An 18,359-nucleotide genomic window follows, 5' to 3' on the forward strand; every position below is an offset into this window, starting at 1 on the left:
GCAACGCGCTTTAGCGTTTCGGGCTCCTAGCACTTTTGCCGGCCGGGTCAAAGCCTTTGGCGGCGGCCCCACCAGTCTGCTTGCCTTAAAGCGTCGCAGCCGCTATCGCCTGCCGATGCACAAACCTGCGCAGGATGGATCATGAGTCGCCCGATCATCGTGTTCGACCTCGATGGAACGCTGATTGACACGGCGCCGGACCTGCTCGACAGCCTCAACCACAGCCTGGCGGCCAGCCAACTGGCAGCCGTCGACGAAGCCGGCTTCAGACGCTTCGTCGGCCATGGCGGCCGGGTGATGATCGAACGGGCGCATGCCGCGCAGCAACGATCCCTCAAGGTTGAGGAGCACGACCGGCTGCTGAAACTGTTCCTCGATCACTACACTGACAATATTCCTGGCAAATCCCGCCCCTACCCCGGCGTGATCGAGGCGATTGCCCGCTTTGAGAAGGCCGGCTATCTGCTGGCCATCTGCACGAACAAATACGAAGCCAACTCGCTGGCGCTGATCGAAGCGCTTGGCTTGGCTAGGCATTTCGCGGCAATTGCCGGACAGGACACGTTCGCGTTCCGCAAGCCCGATCCGCGTCACCTGATCGAAACCATCAAACGGGCCGGCGGCGATCCGCACTGCGCCTTGATGGTGGGCGATTCGCAGACAGATATCGACACCGCCAAGGCCGCCGGCATTCCTGTCGTCGCCGTCGACTTCGGCTACACCGACCGTCATGTGCGCGAGTTCGAGCCTTCGGCGGTGATATCGCATTTTGATGCATTGACGCTCGATCTGGCGCAAGGGCTGATCGGCGCCGCCGCACACTGAGCGCCGGCGATGAAAATGTCTCCGGAACGGGCCCTGGCGGGACCGCAAATCCGATCTGTGTGAGAACACCAGACACTGCCTTGACTTAACGGGCCGGCCTCCCTTATATCGCGGCTCGCTTGGCCTTCGGGCAACGAGCGGGCGATTAGCTCAGCGGGAGAGCACACCCTTCACACGGGTGGGGTCGCAGGTTCAATCCCTGCATCGCCCACCATCTATTTGCTGGGCATCACATCGGCAGCTACAGTCCGCCCCTTCAGCGTTCTGCCTTCTTGCGCAGGCATTGAAACGTCGGGATGCAGGCACGACGACATGACGCCAACGTTGCATGCCATGAATATTGAAGCGGCCCTCGTGGTTTTTGGCATAGGACGCTTGTCTTGCCGCAACTGCAAATCCTTGGATCGGATGACCCGGCGTGCCCACATGCGGAACAAACCTGCATGGCAGCGAGTTTCCCTCCGTCGAAACTTGAGGGAAAACCATGTCCAGATTTCTGCTTGCGACCTCCGTCGCGGTTCTTCTCGCCGCCGGGCCTGCCTTTGCCGCGGATGAAACTCCACTGCCGCCACCCAACGCCAAGAAGCTGTCGGAGATCATCGCCAAGGTCGAGCAGCGTGACGGGTTTCGCTACGTGAAAGAGGTCGACTGGGACAAGGACGGCTACACCGTCACTTACTACACCTCGGACAAGGCAAAGGTCGAAATCGACTTCGATCCTGTGACGGCCGAACCAAAATAGGATTCATAGGGATATCCTCGTCGCGAATGCGCTGCCTACGAGCATTCTCAACGACGAAACGGGCGCCCAAATTGTCCATCCTTGGGGTATGTTATGCGCCGGCGCGGGGCCGCGCCTTGGGCAATCCTGTTGGCTTGGGGGCCATTATGCGATGTTTCGTTAGAACTTATTTGCTGTCTGTGCTCGCCATCGTCCCAGCCGGCAGTTTCCTTGCCGTTTCGCCGGCGCAGGCCGATGGGCCGTCCTTCGACTGCGCCAAGGCAAGTCTGCCGGCGGAAAAAGCGATCTGCGCCGACCCGCAACTGTCGGCGATCGATCTGCTGGTTTCGAAGGCGTACAAGGGTTTCGAGCCAGCGTTCGGCGGCGACAAACGCAAGATTGCCCGCGGGCTGATCGCCGACCGCAATGCCTGCAAGAGCGATAAGGCCTGTATCGTCAGCGCGCTCAACAACGCCTTGCAGACCTATGGGAATGCGCCATCCTGGGTGCAGGACTACAACGTCGCGCTGATTGGCAAGAAGGCGCTCGAAGCCGCCGGGCGAAACCCCGGGCGTAACGATCAGCCCTTGCCCTTAGCAATCGGCCAATGCGCATCGACGCACATCAAGACGCTTACCACGCGGCTCGGCGACGATCCGCTGGAAACGGCCAGTCCCGACGCGGGCAGCGCGGCCACGTTCACCAATGGTGGCGGGGCTGTCTCCTATGATCGCGAGCCTGGATTGGCCGCCTCGAAGGTTGGAGAACCGGTCGTCATGTGCTTGATCGCGATTCCCAGGGACTGCCCCAAGGACGACGACCGTGGCCGGGTCTATTACTCCGTCGACCTCGTCGCGAAAGGCTCCTGGGCTCTGCCGGATTCGCAGCATATGTGCGGCGGCGCCTGAGTGGCTGGTCCGCCTGCGTTAGGCCACGACGCTGGCCAGGTCTTCCGTCTCCCCTTGCGTCAATTCGCCATTGATGGCTGACTGTAGGATGAACGGCCTTCACGGGGGTGGGCATGTCGACTGCGAAGCACTTGATGAAGCGCGTCCTGATGATGCTGGCCGGCTATCTTGTCGCCATACTGGTTGGGCTGATCGCCGTAGTGGCGGTCTATGCGGCGCTGAGTTCCCTGCCCAACGCGCCCGCCTATTTCGACCTCATGGGCGTCTCACCGATCGCGGCCTTGGTGGTGCCGCCGCTCGGCATGTTCATCTATTTCCTGACGGTTGTGCTGACCGCGCCACAGACGCTGATTTTCGCGCTGATCGCCGAGTTTTTCTCCCTGCGCAGCGCCTTGCTGCACATGCTCTTCGGCGCCGCCGCAGCGGCCGGCGGTTTCTTCCTGATCTGGCCGAGCGCGGCGGAGGACGTCGATCCGGAGCGCTGGGTCGATATCGGCATCATCGCCGTCGCTGGTCTTGTGGCCGGGCTGGTCTATTGGCTGATCGCCGGGCGCGACGCCGGTTTCCGGCGCCCGCTGTCAGAGAGTTAGCGATTAGCTCGAGGGCGAGCGCACCGCCTCGGTCGCATCCAGGGCCTGCTTTAGCCGGGTATCCCGGTCATAGACGTCGCTGAAATACTCGACCTTGCCGGACATGTCGGGCCAGGCGGTGAAATAGGCGACATAGACCGGGATCTTGCGCGTTACATCCTCGGTCGAGTGTCCGTGCTTCAGCTTCTCCGCGATATAATCTACCGAGGTGCCGAGCACCGCCGCCGCCATGCCGCGTGGATCTTGCAGGCGTACGCAGCCATGGCTGAGCGCGCGCATATCCTGCTTGAAGAACGATTTCTGCGGCGTGTCATGCATGTAGATCGCATGCTTGTTGGGGAACAGGATCTTCAGTTCGCCCAACGCATTGGCCTCGCTCGGCTGCTGGCGCACATTGTAGGGAATGTTCGCGCCATAAGCGCCCCAGTTCACTGCCGACGAAGGAATGCGCTTGCCGCGTGAATCCGTCACCTCGTAGCCGGCGCGGTCGAGATAGCCGGGATCACCGCGCAACCTCGGCAGCATTTCGTTGACGATGATCGACTGCGGCACGCCCCAGTAGGGGTGGAAATCGACCTGCTTGATCTGATCGTAGAAGAAGGCCGTCTGGTTGGTGACCCGACCGACGACGGCACGCGTCTTCAGCTTTTCCTGGCCGTCGTCAATGTAACTTGCGGTGAAGGCGGGCTGGTTGATGAAAACACGCGGGCTGCCGAGATCGGAAGGCAGCCAGCGCAGTTCTTCCAGCGCCACCTCGACCTTCAGCAGCCTGTCGGCCTTCGACGTCCCGGCCAGCGTGGCGACGGTGCGCGGTCCGATGACGCCGTCACCCTTCATGCCCTCCTTCTGCTGCACCGCCTTGATGAGCGGGACCAGTTCGGGAACATAGACTTCGCTGGTCGCCAAACGCGACAGGACCTCGCCATAGCTGCCGCCCATCTCGTCGTCGAGATTACGCGCGATCAGCGACAGGAGCTTTGGCAGTTCGGGGCTGGTTTCGCCTGGCTTCAGCAGCAGCTTGGGATCGACGACGATCTCGTTCTCGGCACTCGCCTGCAGCGATTCCAGTTCGACTCGTAGCGCCTGATACTCCGCATTCTGCGGATGGCGCGATTCCAGATATGTGCGAACTTCCTGTGTATGCGCCAGTGTCTTCAGCACGCCTATCATATCGAGCGGCTTGGCCGGGAAATCGTAGTAGCCGGTCATACGATTGGGCTCGACACGGCCGCTCTGGGCGTCATGGGCGTAACGCAGGACGCGTGCCGACAGCGCCATCTCGAAACGGACGAGTTCCTTTAGCTTGGCTGCGTCGTCTGTCGAGGTCGAACTGGTGGCCGGCACGTCGACGGTGTAGTCGGCAGGCGTGAGGCCGTAGCTGGCAGCCTCGCCGAGCACCCGCACGGCATCTTGCGCACGGTTGTTGGGGCTGGTTCCGCTCACCCAGATGAAATCCGGGTTGGCCGAGTAATAGGCGATCAGCGCCTTGGCGATGTCGGGCTCTGCGTAGAGTTCGTAGTCGCTGAGGCCGGCAATGGCATCGTGGAAGGCAGCACCGGTGGCCGAAGGAACGAAAGCGGCATCCTGCGGTGTCGCCGGCTGCGGCGCGGTCGCTAGCGTCGAGAAGTCGACACGCACCAGCCTGTCGGCCTTGTAAGTATAGTATGACGGACCGCTGATCCTCACGCTACCGCCGCCGCTGCCGGCCGGCGCCTTCGGCTTGTGCTTTGGCGGAGGAGGCGGAAATTCGCCCTTCGGCTCATGCCTGATCCCGCCGCCGAACAGCATGTCGAAAAGCCCTTGGGCCCCTGCCTGAGGCATGCCGAAGGCCAGCGTCGCCGTAATCGCCACCAGCGGCATCACGGTTGCTTTTTTACCGAGGAATTTCATGGATCACCCGCTCCGGTCGCAACCGGTTCCCGTTCCGCACGACAAACCGTCCCGCTCACCGCATGGCGGATGTAAGGCGCGACTATACCGATTCATACCGATTTCGTTAAGCTTTCATAAATTTCGGCAGGGCTGTTGCAGAACGGTTTCACAACATCGTGACGGCCGGCGCGACCGAACTGTCGCCCCGGCCACGGGGCCTCGCGCCTCAAGCGTTTGCGCCGCCGTCGATGGTCAGCGCGGCTCCGGTGACGAAACGGCCCTCCGGTCCGGCGAGCCAGGCAACCATGCCGGCGATATCCTCCGCCTTGCCGAATCGCGGGGTCGCCATCTTCTGGCGCTGATGGTCGGCATGCGGGCCGTCGGCCGGGTTCATGTCGGTATCCGTCGAGCCGGGATGGACGACATTGGCGGTGATGCCGCGTGCCCCGAGGTCGCGGGCCAATGCCTTGGTCAGGCCGACCAGCGCCGCCTTGCTGGCCGAGTAGGCTCCCAGGCTGGTGTCGGTGACCCGCTCGGCCAGATTGCTGCCGATCGAGATGATCCTGCCGCCCTCGCCCATGTGTCTTGCCGCCGCTTTCGAGGCGATGAACGGCGCCCTCAGATTGACCGACATGGTTTCGTCGAAATCGGCAAGCGACAGCGTATCGATCGGCGCCGCACGCCAGATGCCGGCACTGTTGACCAGGATGTCGAGCCGGCCGAAGGCGGTCACCGCATCGGCAACCGCCTGGTCTATGGCCTCGGCATCACGGTTGTCGGCCTTGATCGCGATGGCGCGACCGCCCTTGGTCTCTATCTCGGCGACGACGGACCGAGCCAGTTCCTCTCCATGCACGTAGGTCAGCGCGACATCGGCCCCGTCTGCCGCGAGCCTTCGCGCGATTGCCGCGCCGATACCGCGGCTGCCTCCGGTGACGAGTGCCGCCTTGCCGTTCAAACTTCCTGATGACATCGATGTCTCCATTTATGTAGCGATCGATACATAAATATCTGCCAACCTTGCCCAGTCGCGTCAACTCATTTATGTATCGATCAACACAGAAAAGAGCGTCATGTCGGAAAGAGGCCGTCCCCGCACGTTCGACCGAACCGCGGCCCTGCGGCGCGCGATGGATGTGTTTTGGGCCAAGGGCTATGAAGGCGCGTCGATCAGCGATCTCGCCGCCGCGATGGGCATCAATTCACCGAGCCTCTATGCCGCCTACGGTAGCAAGGAGGCCCTGTTCCTCGAGGCGACCGATCTCTATTCCCGCGTGGAGGGCGCCGACATCTGGCTCGCGCTGGAAGAGGCGCCAACGGCGCGCCTTGCGATCGAGCGGTTTCTGCGCCGCACTGCAAAGGCCTATTCGCAGACGGATCGCCCGCGGGGTTGCCTGATTGCTCTGGGTGCGCTGCACGAAGATTCGAGCCGAGGCGCGATCTGCACGGACTTGCGGCGCCGCCGCGCCGAGAATCTTGCCGCCCTGAAGAAGCGTCTCGAGCGCGGCGTGGCCGAGGGTGAACTGCCCGCCGGCTTCGATTGCCGTGCCGCGGCGACCTTTTTCGCAACGGTCCAGCACGGCATGTCGATCCAGGCGCGCGACGGCGCTTCCCGGGCCGCCCTGCTGGCGACGGTAGCCGGGGCAATGGCCGCCTGGAAGACCATGGCCGGCAGCGTCGAGGCGTGACAAACACGGTTCGTTGTGCTCGAAATCCGCGTTGCCAGCAAACCTGCGGCCGGGAGGGACGACAGTGAAAAAAGGATATCGCGAACTGCTGGATGAGGCCAACGCCGAGATCGCAGTGGTCTCACCCGAGGAAGCGGCAGGACTGCTTGAAGACGAAGACACCATTTTCGTCGATCTGCGCGATCCTCGAGAGATCGAGCGTGACGGCAGAATTCCCGGCGCCAAGCATGTCACCCGTGGCATGCTGGAGTTCTGGATCGATCCCGAAAGTCCCTACCACAAGCCGTTCTTTGCTTCCGGAAAAAGCTTCGTCTTCTTCTGCGCCGGCGGCTGGCGTTCGGCGCTGGCCACCAAGACCGCACAGGACATGGGGCTTTCGCCGGTCAAGCATATTCTCGGCGGCTACACGGCCTGGAAAGCGGCCGGGTTGCCCGTAGAGCCTGGAGAAAAGAAGAAATAGCCTGAATGCCGCTCAGTGGAGCAGCGACGACCCGCGCTGCGTGGTCACGAAGCCGACGGCGCATTCAACCACACCCTTGTCGGCCAGAATGCGGCGATGGCCGAGCCCGTGGGCCCAGTGCAACCGCACATGATCACCGGCGCCGGCATAGCGTCGTGCGTGTTCAGCCGGCACCTCCCGGTCGTCAGGCGCGTGAATGACCAGCGTCGGCACGGGCGCCTGGGCAAGCTGGCGGTCACCGGTGAACTCATGCAGCGGCCGGCCGGAGAGATATTCGACGCGGTCAGCCATCGCGACTTGCGAGCGGGGACCGACATTGAGCATGCGGCTGAAGTCGGCGAAGATTGCCGGCAGTGAGCTAGGCGCCGCGATCAGCACAAGACGTGCGGCCGCCAGTGGGAGGATGTCCTTGACGGAGCCGGCGATGGCATTGGCGGCAACGGCGCCTCCGAAGGAATGGCCGACGGCGGCCACGAATGGCCCGAACCATTCGTCGGCCACTCTTGCGGCTTCGACGGCGTTGACCATGTTGAGGTGCCTGCCCTGCGAATGGCCATGACCGGGAAGATCGAGCGAGACGACCTTATAGCCGGCAGCGCGAAACCCTTCGATCAGCACGCGCATATATTCGGTACGCGAGCGCCAGCCATGGATGACGAGAACGGTGCCGGCAGGCTCGCGGCCCGGCTCGGGGCGGAATTCATGCACCATGACGCAGCCGGTCGCGGTCTTCAGCCGGTGATGCCGCGCCTCGGCCATGAACTCGGCGGCGCGGTCGATAGCGCGGCGCTCGCCGTCGGTCAGCGTCCTGGTGCTTGGCGTACGGCAGAACAATTCGAAAGCCGCACGTCCGGTGATGCGCGGCGCGACATGTTCGGCCGCACCAAACACACCTCGGATGACCTTCAGCCCGAATGATGCCATAGTCAGAATCCATCCATACGTTCAAGCATGAACATAATAGTTCAAAGATGAACAATAAACAAGAGCTACCCTGGGACAACCCGCGTTTTCGCAACTGGGTCGCGGTGGCGCGCGCCTGCCATGTGCTGGAGCGCACGCTGGCGGTGAAACTCGCGCCGCTCGATCTGAAGCCGGCGCAGCTCGACGTGCTGATGAATCTCTACCGCCATCCCGGCATGTCGCAGCACGACCTTGCCCGCAAGCTGCTCGTGGGCCGCTCCAACATCACCATGTTGTTGCCGCAGCTCGAGACACGTGGCCTGCTGCGGCGCGAAGGCGACGAGAAGGACAAGCGCGTCTTGCGGCTTACGCTGACCGAAGCCGGCGAGGCGCTGCTGATGCAGGCGCTGAAAGTGCATATGGCGCTGATCGAGAAGGCGATGAGCCAGTCGACGCCGGAGCAATGCGACATGATCGGCGACCAGATGCGCAAGATCTATGACGTGCTGAACGAGGCGTGACCGCCCTTTCAGTAGATCACCACATCGATTTTTTCGCTCGTTCCGGCCATTCCCTGTCGTAGGTTTCGCCGTCGATATTCTTGCGGCTGGTGATTTCCAGGATCTTTCCGGGTGTCGGCAGCGACTTCGGGTCGACATGTCTCTCCGGATTCCACAGCTCCGACCGCACGATCGCCCGGGCGCACTGGAAATAAACCGAATCGACATCGATCACGGTGACCGAACGCGCCGGCTTGCCGTCGACCATGAACGACGCGCACAGCGCTGCATCCGTGGTGATATGCGCCCGGCCGTTGATGCGCAGCGTCGTGCCGGAGCCCGGCACCAGGAACAGCAGGCCGACGCGCGGGTCGCGGATGATGTTCTTTAGCGAATCGGCACGGTTGTTGCCGCGCCGGTCCGGCATCATCAGCGTTTTCGCATCGACGATGCGCACGAAGCCCGCGAGATCGCCGCGCGGCGAACAGTCCAGCCCCTCCGGACCGCTGGTCGCGAGCGCGACGAAGGGCGAGGCTTCGATAAAGGCGGCGTATTCGGGAATGATATGGTCGAGTTCCTTGACCACGGAGGCTTCGCCGGGCAATCCGTAGAGCGCTTCGAGTTGTTCGACTGTGGTGATCACCGCCATTTTCCGTCTCCCGATCCGCCGCCCCTACTCCCGGCGCATGACGTTTTGACGACGCAACGGCGGCTAACGATCGCGGCTCAAGCCCTTCTCGGCGAGCTCCGCGAGATAGGCGTTCCAGCGTGCGTCCTTCTGGTGGCCGAGCGTGTGCAGGTAATTCCAGGTGAAGATGCCGGTGTCATGGAAATCGTCGAAGGTGATGCGCACGGCGTAATTGCCCACCGGTTCGATCTTCAGGATGGCCACATCGCGTTTGCCGGGAACCGTCACTCTCTGTTCCGGCGAATGGCCCTGCACTTCCGCGGAAGGCGATGCCACGCGCAGCAATTCCGCCGGCAACTCGAACGGCTGATGGCCGGGAAACGTCACGGTGAGCAGCTTGCGGTCCCGGGAGACCCTCAGTTCTTTTGGCGCTGTCATGGTCGATCCTGCCTGAATGCCCTTCCCTACGCTGCTTCGCCCCGTACGCAAAGGCGTCAACGGTGTCCGACACGCAATGTCGGTCGCGGAATGTTACCAAGGATCGAGGCAAGCTATCTTGAATGGCGGGCTGGATCGTATCACATAGCTATATATAACGATGCCGATAACGGCCACGGAAACGTTCGAACATGAACATGATCGACCCCTTCGGTCGCACGATCAGCTATCTCAGAGTGTCGGTCACCGACCGCTGTGATTTCCGCTGCACCTATTGCATGGCGGAGGACATGGCCTTCCTGCCCAAGAAGGACCTGCTGTCGCTGGAAGAACTTGACCGGCTCTGCTCCGTCTTCATCGAAAAGGGTGTCAGACGGTTACGCCTCACCGGCGGTGAGCCGCTGGTGCGCAAGAACATCATGCATCTGGTGCGCCAGCTTTCGCGGCACCTCGAAAGCGGCGCACTGGAAGAACTGACGTTGACCACCAACGGCTCGCAGCTTTCGCGCTTCGCCGCCGAACTCGCCGATTGTGGTGTCAAGCGCATCAATGTTTCGCTCGATACGCTCGATGCTGACAAATTCCACGCCATCACCCGCTGGGGTCATCTCGACAAGGTCATGGCCGGCATCGACGCGGCTCAGGCGGCGGGATTGAATGTCAAGCTCAACGCGGTGGCGTTGAAGGATTTCAACGACGCCGAATTGCCCGAGATGATGCGCTGGGCGCATGGCCGGGGCATGGACCTGACCGTCATCGAAACCATGCCTATGGGTGAGATCGATGCCGACCGCACCGACCAGTATTTGCCGCTGTCGCTGCTGCGCGCTTCGCTCGAGCGCCAGTTCACGCTGACCGACATCCCGTTCAAGACCGGTGGCCCGGCCCGCTACGTCCATGTCAGCGAGACCGGCGGGAAACTCGGCTTCATCACGCCGATGACGCATAATTTCTGCGAAAGCTGCAATCGGGTCAGGCTGACCTGCACGGGCACACTTTACATGTGCCTTGGCCAGGAGGATGCGGCCGATTTGCGCGCGCCGCTGCGCGCGTCCGAAGGCAACGAACTTGTCGCCGACGCTATAGACGAAGCAATCGGCCGCAAGCCGAAGGGCCATGACTTCATCATCGACCGCCGCACCAGCCGTCCGTCGGTGTCACGGCATATGAGTGTCACGGGCGGCTGACCTTCTCGTCTTTTTGTGCGAGAATTGCCCTGCAATCATCGGCTTCGAGCAGACATGCGGTGGTACTTTTCGATCGTGACATCTCTCGCCGTGGGCTCGGCGAGCACTGCGTTTGCCGCGCAATCCACCTACGTGAACGAGCGCTTCGGCACCGTCTGCACCTTTCCCGACGATGTCTTTACCGATCGCCAGCCCGAGCCTGAGAATGGCGACGGGCAGGTGTGGCTGAGTGCGGACAGCGCCAGCCTGACATGCTCCGGCATATTCAATGTCGATGACGACACGCCGAAGGGATTCATTGCCGGCGAAAGAGCGAGCAACGAGCCGGGCTACGAGGTCACCTACAGCAAGGCCGGCAAGGACTGGGCGGTGCTGTCGGGCGTGAAGGATGGAAAGATCTTTTACGAGCGGCGGCTGTTTGGCAGGGATGGCGTCATCCGCACGGTCTGGATCGATTACCCACCGGCGCTGAAATCGAAATATGACCCGCTGGTCGGCGTCATCGGCGGCAGCCTAAAGGGGCCGTGAGCCATAGCTGGTCACGAGCATTTTAGCCACACCGCAAGCAAATCTTTGTCCGCAAATGCCGGTCTGATTTACTGGTGACGGTTTCCCGCCTAGCCTCCGTTCCCTAGCGGCTCATCGCTTTCTCGGGGGATAACATCATGCGCCAACTTCTTCTTTCTTTCGCCTTGCTCAGCTTGGCCACCCTGCCCGCGGCTGCCCAGTCGATCGGCGGCACTTACACCGTCGCCGGCACCAATTTCGACGGTTCGTCCTATGACGGCGAAGCCACCATCACGCTGACCAGCGGGACCACCTGCGCGATCCATTGGGAGACGGGCGGCTCATCCTCCGATGGCATCTGCATGCGCAACGACAACGCATTCTCCGCCGGCTACGCAATGGGCAAGGATATCGGCCTCGTCGTCTACAAGGTTGAGGATGACGGGTCGCTGCATGGCCTGTGGACCATCGCCGGCAAGGAGGGGAATGGCACCGAGGTGCTGACGCCGAAGAAATAGGGATCGCCTCGGCTGTACAGGTGTCGGGAGGCAATGCCGCCTTCCGACAGAATTCGTGCGTGATCCAGGATGATTTCACGCCGGCGACGATGGGTATCCGGTCCTGGCCCAGCCCTTTGCTGTTGCTGTTTCGTTGCGGGCTGTTACAGGCTTGCATGCCAAAGCAACCGGTAGATGTCTTGCCCCTTTCCCCCAATCTTCGCGGCGCGTTGTTCATGGTGGTGGCGATGGTTGGCTTCACGCTCAACGACGCCATTACCAAATACTCTTCCCAGTCGATGAACATGGCGCAGGTCATGCTGATCAGAGGGGCGTTCGCCTCGCTCTTCGTCGGCCTGCTGGCCTGGCAACGCGGAGCGCTTGTCCAGCCTCGCCTGATGCTGCAGCCGCTGGTGGCGATCCGTGTGCTGAGTGAAGCGGGCGCTACCGTGTCCTTCCTGGTCGCCCTCGCCCATTTGCCGATCGGCAGCGTTTCGGCCGTCTTGCAAGCACTGCCGCTGGCGGTGACGATGGGTGCGGCGCTGTATTTCGGCGAAGCGGTCGGCTGGCGGCGCTGGTTGGCGATCGCTATCGGTTTTGCCGGGGTTATGATCATCGTGCGGCCGGGTTTCGAGGGCTTCAGCGTCTATTCTCTGGTGGCGCTGGCCAGCGTCGTGTGCTGCACGGTGCGGGACCTCGCCACCAAGCGCATCCCCCAGGCCGTCCCGACGATGCTGGTATCAACCGCCACCGCGCTTGCCATGACCGTCGTCGGCGCGTTTCTGTTGACGCCGCTGGGCGGCTGGACACCGATGACAGGCAAAAGCACGGCGCTGCTGGCACTGGCGGCGGTGCTGGTGCTCATCGGCTATCAATTCATCATCATGGCGATGCGTTCGGGCGAGATCTCCTTCATCGCGCCGTTCCGCTACACCGCGCTCCTCTGGTCGATACTGCTTGGCCTGATCATCTTCGGTGACATACCGGACATGCCGATGATCGCCGGCGCGGCAATAGTCGTCGGCTCGGGCCTCTATGCGCTTTATCGCGAGCGCATCGTCGGCCGGCGAAGGATCGTCGCCGAAAGCACCGGCCCGGCCATGGCGCCGGAAGGACTCTAGCACTCCCTTGAAGCCGCTTGCGATTTCCCGCGGCTGGCGTACAGGCTGGATGGCATGAAGCGCGATGTCGCGGGGATCATTCTGGCCGGTGGCCAGTCGAGACGAATGGGCGGTGGTGACAAGGCGTTGTTGCCGCTGGGCGGCGGCTGCGTGCTTGACCAGGTCCTGTCGCGGTTTGGTCCGCAGTTCGACACCCTGGCGCTTAGCGCCAACGGCGACCCGGCACGGTTTGCCAGTTTCGGGCTGCCGGTGATGGCCGATACCATCGAAGGTTTTGCCGGGCCCCTTGCCGGTATCCTCACCGGCCTGGAATGGGCCGCTGCCGGCAGGCCTTGCAAGGCGGTCGTCACTGCTGCCGGCGACACGCCTTTCCTGCCGCTGGATCTCGTCGATCGTCTGGCGGCGGCAGTCGATGAACGTCCCGGTTCGATCGCCGTCGCTTTCTCGTCAGGCAGGCGGCATCCAACCTTCGCGCTATGGCCGACCGGATGCCGCGAAGCCTTGCGGCATTTCCTGGTCGACGAAGACAACAAGCGGGTTTCGGCCTTCATCGAGCGGCACGACTATGTCGAGGTGGAATTCCCGTTCCTGCAATCCGCCGGACAACCAATCGATCCTTTCTTCAACATCAACGTGCCGGACGATCTTGCCCTGGCCGAACACCTGTTGCAGAGCATGACGCCATGAACAGACGCGTCTTCGGCATCACCGGCTGGAAAAACTCCGGCAAGACCACACTCACCGAGAAGCTGGTCGCCGAGCTTGTGCGGCGCGGCTGGAAGGTCTCGACGGTCAAACACGCCCATCATGATTTCGACATCGACAAACCCGGCGCGGACAGCTTCCGCCATCGGCAGGCCGGCGCAACCGAGGTGGCGATCGTGTCGGGCAATCGCTGGGCGCTGATGCACGAGTTGCGTGGCGAGCAAGAGCCGCCGCTGGACGCCATCCTCTCGCGGCTTGCCCCGTGCGACATCGTGCTGGTCGAAGGCTACAAGCGCGAATCCCACCGCAAGATCGAAACGAGGCGGCTGGAAGCGAAGGACCGGACGCCGCTTTCGGCGGGTGATCCCAATATTGTCGCCGTCGCCGCGGATTTCGCCATCACCGACAAGAGCCTGCCGGTGTTCGACCTCGACGACGTAGAATCCATAGCCGACTTCATCGAGCGCACGACCGGCCTCGTTGCTTGAGATGTAACGTAAGGGCAGAATCCCATTACCGATTTTGGCGGTTTTGCAGTTGCTTTTTTCTTGGAAAGAGTGGGAGTATCGGCCCAGCGGGCGGTCAAAAAGCACCGCCCCACAGAGCCGTTTCGGAACGACGGCCGGGACCATAAAGAGAGGACTATCATGCGTATTGCACTGCGTATCGCGCTCGCCGCATCGGCTGCGCTGCTGACGCTCGGCGTAGCCCAGGCCCAGGAAAAGACCCTGCGGATCGGCACCGAAGGCGCTTACCCCCCATTCAACAATCTCACCGCCGATGGCCAGCTTGTCGGCTTCGACATCGACATCGCCAAGGCGCTTTGCGATGAGATGAAGGTCAAGTGCACCTTCGTCGCCCAGGATTGGGACGGCATCATTCCCGCACTTCAGGCCGGCAAGTTCGATGCCATCGTCGCCTCGATGTCGATCACGCCGGAGAGGAAGGAGAAGGTCGACTTCTCGCACAAATACTACAACACGCCGTCGGCGCTCGCCGTGCCGAAGGATTCGCCGCTGAAGGGCGTGACCAAGGAAGACCTCGCCGGCAAGAGCATCGGTGTCGCCACCACGACCACCCATTTCAACTATGCCTCGAAGACCTACACCGACAGCACCGTCAAAGGTTATCCGAGCAGCCCCGAGGAGCAGGCAGATCTTGCCAATGGCCGTCTCGACGCTATCGAGGACGATATTGTCGTGCTGCAGCAGTGGCTTGATTCGCCTGACGGCGCCTGCTGCAAGATCCTCGGCCAGCCCTCGCCGCAACCGGTCGAAATTTTCGGTCCTGGCGCTGGCATAGCCGTTCGCAAAGGCGAGACCGACCTGGTCAACAAGCTGAATTCCGCCATCGACGCCATCCGTGCCAACGGAAAATATAAGGAAATCAACGACAAGTACTTCAAGTTCGACGTCTACGGCGCCGAGTCCTGATCGTCATTGCCAAGGCGGCAGGGGTCCCCTGCCGCCTTTCATCTCAGGAGCGCCGTGGGGATAAGACCAATCAATGCCAGCCCAAAGCATATGGACACTGCTGAGTTGGGGACCCGAGGGCTGGAGCGACGATATTGCGTATGGCGCGTTGGTCACCATCGCGCTTGCCCTTGCGACGCTGCCGATCGGCCTGACGATCGGCTTTTTCGTCGCCTGGGCCAAGCAGTCCGAAGAACCGTCGCTGCGGGTGGCCGCCAACATCTACACCACCGTGTTTCGCGGCCTGCCGGAACTGGTGACGCTGTTCCTGTTCTTCTTCGGCATGCCCATCCTGCTGCAATATGTCATCCGCCTGTTCAAGCCCGAGGCGACGGTCGACGTCGACAGCTTCATCGCCGGCATGATCGTGCTGTCGCTGATCTTTTCCTCCTATGCCAGCGAGGTATTCCTCTCCGCCTTTCGCGCCATTCCCAAGGGCCAGTATGAGGGCGGCTACGCGATCGGCCTGTCGACATGGCTGACCATGCGCAAGGTGATCCTGCCTCAGCTGCTGCGCATCGCCTTCCCCGGCCTCGAGAATTGCTGGCTCAGCCTGCTCAAGGACACCGCCCTGGTCTCGGTCGTCAACCTCGCCGAAACCCTGCGCAACGCGGGGGTGGCGGCGCGTGTCACGAAACACGCGTTCCTGTTCTACAGCGTCGCGGCCCTGGTTTTCCTCGTCCTGGCGATCCTGTCGTCGATCGCGACCGGGTTCATCTTGCGTTCGCTGGGACGGAGGGAGGCACGATGAGCGTCAGCCACGCTATCTCCGTTGACCGGCCGCCGCCGCAGGCACGCGGCTGGCCGCGCACCCGTATCGTGGGGTACGCGCTCGTCGGCCTCTGGATTCTCTTCGGCCTCGGTATCTTCGCCTATCTCACCTACGCATGGAATGGCGAGTTCTTTGCCAGATATGCGCCTGCCTATCTGCAGGGGCTGTGGACCACGCTGTCGCTCGTTGCGATCTCGATGGTGGTCGGCGCGATCTTTTCGCTGCCCGTCACCTATGGCCGCATGTCGAAGAGCCGTTTCCTGTCCGGCCTTGCCTATTGCTATGTCTATTTCTTCCGCGGCACGCCACTGCTGGTCCAGGTCTACCTCGTCTACTATGGCTTGGGTTCTTTCCGGCTGCAGCTCGAATCCGTCGGGCTGTGGTGGTTCTTCCGCGAGGCCTTCAACTGCGGCGTCTTCGCCTTTGCGCTCAACACCGCGGCTTATCAGGCCGAGATCCTGCGCGGCGCCATCGAAAGCGTGCCCAGGGGCCAATGGGAAGGAGCGGCATCGCTCGGCCTTCACAAGCTGCAGACGCTGCGCAAGGTTGTCCTGCCGCAGGCGTTCATCGTGGCATTGCGGCCCTACGGCAACGAGCTGGTTCTGATGATCAAGGCTTCGGCGATCGTCGCCATCATCACCGTCTACGACCTGATGGGCAACGCGAAGCTCGCCTACGCCAAATCCTTCGATTTCCAGGCCTATGTCTGGGTCGCCATCGTCTATCTTGTGATGGTCGAAATCCTGCGCCACGGCGTCGAATGGATCGAGCGCCGGATCACGATCCACCTAAAGCGCTGAACCGTTCCTGACCGGCCTGTGCCAGTCGACGCGGCGGTGCGCGCCTTGACGAATTCGTCGCATGGCCTAGAGCTTCCGCAGCTGAAATCTCTGTTTCGCCGGAAGGACAAGGCATGGCATCGGTGGCATTTCTCGGTCTTGGGGTCATGGGCTATCCCATGGCCGGACACCTGAAGAACAAGGGCGGCCACGACGTCACCGTCTACAACCGTACCCAAGCCAAAGCCGAACAATGGGTCACCCAACATGGCGGCAGCCTTGCCGCGACGCCGGCCCAGGCCGCCGAGGGCAAGGATTTCGTCTTTTCTTGCGTCGGCAATGACGATGATTTGCGCTCGGTGACCACGGGGTCGGAAGGCGCCTTCAAGGCGATGGAGAAAGGCTCGGTCTTCATCGACAACACCACGGCGTCGGCTGAAGTCGCGCGCGAACTGGCGCAAGCCGCGCAATCAGGCGGATTCTCATTTCTCGACGCGCCGGTCTCGGGTGGCCAGGCCGGCGCCGAGAACGGTGTGCTGACCGTCATGGTCGGTGGCGATGAGGCTGCGTTCGACAGGGCCAGGCCCGTCATCGACGCCTTTGCCCGCATGGTTGGACTGATGGGGTCGGCGGGCGCCGGCCAGCTCACCAAGATGATCAACCAGATCTGCATCGCCGGATTGGTGCAGGGACTGTCGGAAGGCATCCATTTCGGCAAGAAGGCCGGCCTCGACATCGAAAAGGTCATCGAGGTGATTTCCAAGGGTGCGGCCGGCTCCTGGCAGATGGAAAACCGGCACAAGACCATGAACGCCGGAAAGTACGATTTCGGTTTCGCCGTCGACTGGATGCGCAAGGACCTCGGCATCTGCCTGGCGGAAGCCAACCGCAACGGCGCCCGGCTGCCGGTGACCGCGCTTGTCGACCAGTTCTACAAGGACGTGCAGGCGATGGGCGGCAAACGCTGGGACACGTCCTCGTTGCTGGCCCGGCTGGAAAAATAGGATCGCGATGGCCGAGCTTTCGCCCCAATCCAGTGCCGACGAAATCGTCGCGCATCTGCGCTCGATCGCCTCGGAGGAAAATCGTCTTGGCATGCTGCGCTACGGCATCAAGATCGAACGTGCGCTCGGCATCTCGCACGGTGTGCAGCGGCAGATTGCCAAGAAAATCAAGCGCAACCACGAGCGCGCGTTCGCGCTGTGGCAGACAGGTATCGTGGAGGCGCAGTTCATCGCTTCCGTCACGGTCGACCCAAAGCGGTTTTCCGCCGCGGATGCGAGGCAATGGGCGTCGAGTTTCGACTCCTGGGATATCGTCGATGGCGTCTCTGATCTGTTCGTCGACACGGATGCCTGGATAGAACTGATCAGCGAATTTGCGGCCGATGAACGGGAATTTGTTCGACGCACGGCTTTTGCCATGATGGCCTGGTCTGTCGTCCACCGGAAGAAAGAGCCGGAGGCGACCTTTCTCGCCTTCTTGCCCATCATCGAAGCGCAGGCCACCGACGCCCGCAATTTCGTGAAGAAGGGTGTGAACTGGGCCCTTCGTTCGCTCGGCAAACAGTCCATGGTTATGCACGGTGCTGCCCTTGCTGTCGCCGAAAGGCTCGCGCAATCGACCGACAAGACCGCGCGCTGGATCGGCAAGGATGCTATGAAAGAACTATCGGATGCCAGGACAATCGAGCGCCTCGCCGCCAGAAAGACCTGACAGGTTGAGGAGTGCTGCGGCCGGTTCTCGCCGACATGTGATGCGGCTCGAGCATTGACGCCACTGACGG

At 62.1% G+C, this 18,359-nt stretch carries 23 protein-coding genes and 1 tRNA gene; 19 read left to right on the plus strand and 5 right to left on the minus strand.

Going from position 1 to position 18,359, the window contains the following annotated elements:
• Window positions 1-141: 141 nt before the first annotated feature.
• The 5 genes from O7A61_RS01285 to O7A61_RS01305 all read left to right on the plus strand — a co-directional run bounded on the left by O7A61_RS01285 (window position 142) and on the right by O7A61_RS01305 (window position 3,044).
• Window positions 142-825: a phosphoglycolate phosphatase gene (locus O7A61_RS01285; protein WP_337128069.1), complete on the plus strand. Its 684-nt coding sequence runs from the start codon at window positions 142-144 to the stop codon at window positions 823-825.
• A gap of 139 nt (window positions 826-964) precedes the next feature.
• Window positions 965-1,039 (plus strand) — tRNA-Val (locus tag O7A61_RS01290).
• Window positions 1,040-1,309: 270 nt separating this feature from the next.
• Complete coding sequence (locus O7A61_RS01295) at window positions 1,310-1,567, plus strand: PepSY domain-containing protein (RefSeq protein ID WP_027142686.1); 258 nt, start codon at window positions 1,310-1,312, stop codon at window positions 1,565-1,567.
• Window positions 1,568-1,746: 179 nt separating this feature from the next.
• Window positions 1,747-2,454: a lysozyme inhibitor LprI family protein gene (locus tag O7A61_RS01300; RefSeq protein WP_337128138.1), complete on the plus strand. Its 708-nt coding sequence runs from the start codon at window positions 1,747-1,749 to the stop codon at window positions 2,452-2,454.
• Between the two features lie 113 nt (window positions 2,455-2,567).
• Entirely contained in the window at window positions 2,568-3,044 is a 477-nt protein-coding gene (locus tag O7A61_RS01305) for a hypothetical protein (protein WP_337128070.1), read from the plus strand.
• 3 nt (window positions 3,045-3,047) lie between these two features.
• Here O7A61_RS01305 and O7A61_RS01310 read toward each other — a convergent pair whose 3' ends face one another.
• Both O7A61_RS01310 and O7A61_RS01315 read right to left on the minus strand, forming a co-directional pair.
• Window positions 3,048-4,934: a L,D-transpeptidase family protein gene (locus tag O7A61_RS01310; protein WP_337128071.1), complete on the minus strand. Its 1,887-nt coding sequence runs from the start codon at window positions 4,932-4,934 to the stop codon at window positions 3,048-3,050.
• Window positions 4,935-5,142: 208 nt separating this feature from the next.
• Window positions 5,143-5,889 (minus strand): 3-oxoacyl-ACP reductase family protein, encoded by a 747-nt coding sequence (locus tag O7A61_RS01315; RefSeq protein WP_337128072.1) that lies wholly within the window; start codon window positions 5,887-5,889, stop codon window positions 5,143-5,145.
• A 100-nt stretch (window positions 5,890-5,989) separates the two neighbouring features.
• Here O7A61_RS01315 and O7A61_RS01320 point away from each other — a divergent pair, with 100 nt between their 5' ends.
• A complete protein-coding gene (locus tag O7A61_RS01320; RefSeq protein WP_337128073.1) occupies window positions 5,990-6,604 on the plus strand; it encodes a TetR/AcrR family transcriptional regulator in 615 nt (204 codons plus the stop codon).
• A 64-nt stretch (window positions 6,605-6,668) separates the two neighbouring features.
• On the plus strand, window positions 6,669-7,064 hold the full coding sequence (locus O7A61_RS01325; protein ID WP_337128074.1) for a rhodanese-like domain-containing protein: 396 nt from the start codon (window positions 6,669-6,671) through the stop codon (window positions 7,062-7,064).
• Window positions 7,065-7,076: 12 nt separating this feature from the next.
• On the opposite strand, the gene O7A61_RS01330 is transcribed toward O7A61_RS01325, so the two are convergent.
• Window positions 7,077-7,988, minus strand: coding sequence for an alpha/beta hydrolase (locus O7A61_RS01330; protein WP_337128075.1), 912 nt, complete (start codon window positions 7,986-7,988; stop codon window positions 7,077-7,079).
• Window positions 7,989-8,035: 47 nt separating this feature from the next.
• Here O7A61_RS01330 and O7A61_RS01335 point away from each other — a divergent pair, with 47 nt between their 5' ends.
• Complete coding sequence (locus tag O7A61_RS01335; protein ID WP_027142678.1) at window positions 8,036-8,488, plus strand: MarR family winged helix-turn-helix transcriptional regulator; 453 nt, start codon at window positions 8,036-8,038, stop codon at window positions 8,486-8,488.
• Between the two features lie 16 nt (window positions 8,489-8,504).
• Here the strand turns inward: O7A61_RS01335 and O7A61_RS01340 are convergent, their stop codons facing one another.
• Together O7A61_RS01340 and O7A61_RS01345 are read right to left on the minus strand one after the other, a co-directional pair.
• Complete coding sequence (locus O7A61_RS01340) at window positions 8,505-9,116, minus strand: pyridoxamine 5'-phosphate oxidase family protein (RefSeq protein ID WP_337128076.1); 612 nt, start codon at window positions 9,114-9,116, stop codon at window positions 8,505-8,507.
• 63 nt (window positions 9,117-9,179) lie between these two features.
• Entirely contained in the window at window positions 9,180-9,533 is a 354-nt protein-coding gene (locus O7A61_RS01345) for a DUF971 domain-containing protein (protein ID WP_337128077.1), read from the minus strand.
• Window positions 9,534-9,724: 191 nt separating this feature from the next.
• Between O7A61_RS01345 and moaA the strand changes: the two genes are divergently transcribed.
• The 11 genes from moaA to O7A61_RS01400 all read left to right on the plus strand — a co-directional run bounded on the left by moaA (window position 9,725) and on the right by O7A61_RS01400 (window position 18,289).
• Entirely contained in the window at window positions 9,725-10,720 is a 996-nt protein-coding gene (moaA, locus tag O7A61_RS01350) for a GTP 3',8-cyclase MoaA (RefSeq protein WP_337128078.1), read from the plus strand.
• 54 nt (window positions 10,721-10,774) lie between these two features.
• Window positions 10,775-11,248 carry a hypothetical protein gene (locus O7A61_RS01355; RefSeq protein ID WP_337128079.1) on the plus strand — a complete coding sequence of 158 codons (474 nt, stop codon included), beginning with the start codon at window positions 10,775-10,777 and terminating at the stop codon, window positions 11,246-11,248.
• 137 nt (window positions 11,249-11,385) lie between these two features.
• Window positions 11,386-11,745 carry a hypothetical protein gene (locus O7A61_RS01360; protein ID WP_337128080.1) on the plus strand — a complete coding sequence of 120 codons (360 nt, stop codon included), beginning with the start codon at window positions 11,386-11,388 and terminating at the stop codon, window positions 11,743-11,745.
• A gap of 179 nt (window positions 11,746-11,924) precedes the next feature.
• Window positions 11,925-12,845 (plus strand): DMT family transporter, encoded by a 921-nt coding sequence (locus O7A61_RS01365; protein WP_027142672.1) that lies wholly within the window; start codon window positions 11,925-11,927, stop codon window positions 12,843-12,845.
• A gap of 54 nt (window positions 12,846-12,899) precedes the next feature.
• Window positions 12,900-13,532 carry a molybdenum cofactor guanylyltransferase MobA gene (mobA, locus tag O7A61_RS01370; RefSeq protein ID WP_337128081.1) on the plus strand — a complete coding sequence of 211 codons (633 nt, stop codon included), beginning with the start codon at window positions 12,900-12,902 and terminating at the stop codon, window positions 13,530-13,532.
• Window positions 13,529-14,038 carry a molybdopterin-guanine dinucleotide biosynthesis protein B gene (gene mobB / locus O7A61_RS01375; protein ID WP_337128082.1) on the plus strand — a complete coding sequence of 170 codons (510 nt, stop codon included), beginning with the start codon at window positions 13,529-13,531 and terminating at the stop codon, window positions 14,036-14,038. Before mobA ends, mobB begins: the two co-directional genes overlap by 4 nt.
• Window positions 14,039-14,197: 159 nt before the next feature.
• Window positions 14,198-14,983: an ABC transporter substrate-binding protein gene (locus tag O7A61_RS01380; RefSeq protein WP_027142669.1), complete on the plus strand. Its 786-nt coding sequence runs from the start codon at window positions 14,198-14,200 to the stop codon at window positions 14,981-14,983.
• 73 nt (window positions 14,984-15,056) lie between these two features.
• The gene (locus tag O7A61_RS01385; protein ID WP_337128083.1) at window positions 15,057-15,773 is read left to right on the plus strand and encodes an ABC transporter permease; all 717 of its coding nucleotides are present in this window, start codon (window positions 15,057-15,059) and stop codon (window positions 15,771-15,773) included.
• Window positions 15,770-16,594: an ABC transporter permease gene (locus O7A61_RS01390; RefSeq protein ID WP_337128084.1), complete on the plus strand. Its 825-nt coding sequence runs from the start codon at window positions 15,770-15,772 to the stop codon at window positions 16,592-16,594. The genes O7A61_RS01385 and O7A61_RS01390 overlap by 4 nt, the downstream gene beginning before the upstream one ends.
• A gap of 113 nt (window positions 16,595-16,707) precedes the next feature.
• Complete coding sequence (locus O7A61_RS01395; RefSeq protein ID WP_337128085.1) at window positions 16,708-17,577, plus strand: NAD(P)-dependent oxidoreductase; 870 nt, start codon at window positions 16,708-16,710, stop codon at window positions 17,575-17,577.
• 7 nt (window positions 17,578-17,584) lie between these two features.
• Window positions 17,585-18,289, plus strand: coding sequence for a DNA alkylation repair protein (locus O7A61_RS01400; protein WP_337128086.1), 705 nt, complete (start codon window positions 17,585-17,587; stop codon window positions 18,287-18,289).
• The last annotated feature ends 70 nt before the right edge of the window (window positions 18,290-18,359 follow it).

It is taken from the genome of Mesorhizobium sp. Cs1321R2N1 (assembly GCF_037179725.1).
Classification (GTDB): Bacteria; Pseudomonadota; Alphaproteobacteria; order Rhizobiales; family Rhizobiaceae; genus Mesorhizobium; species Mesorhizobium salmacidum.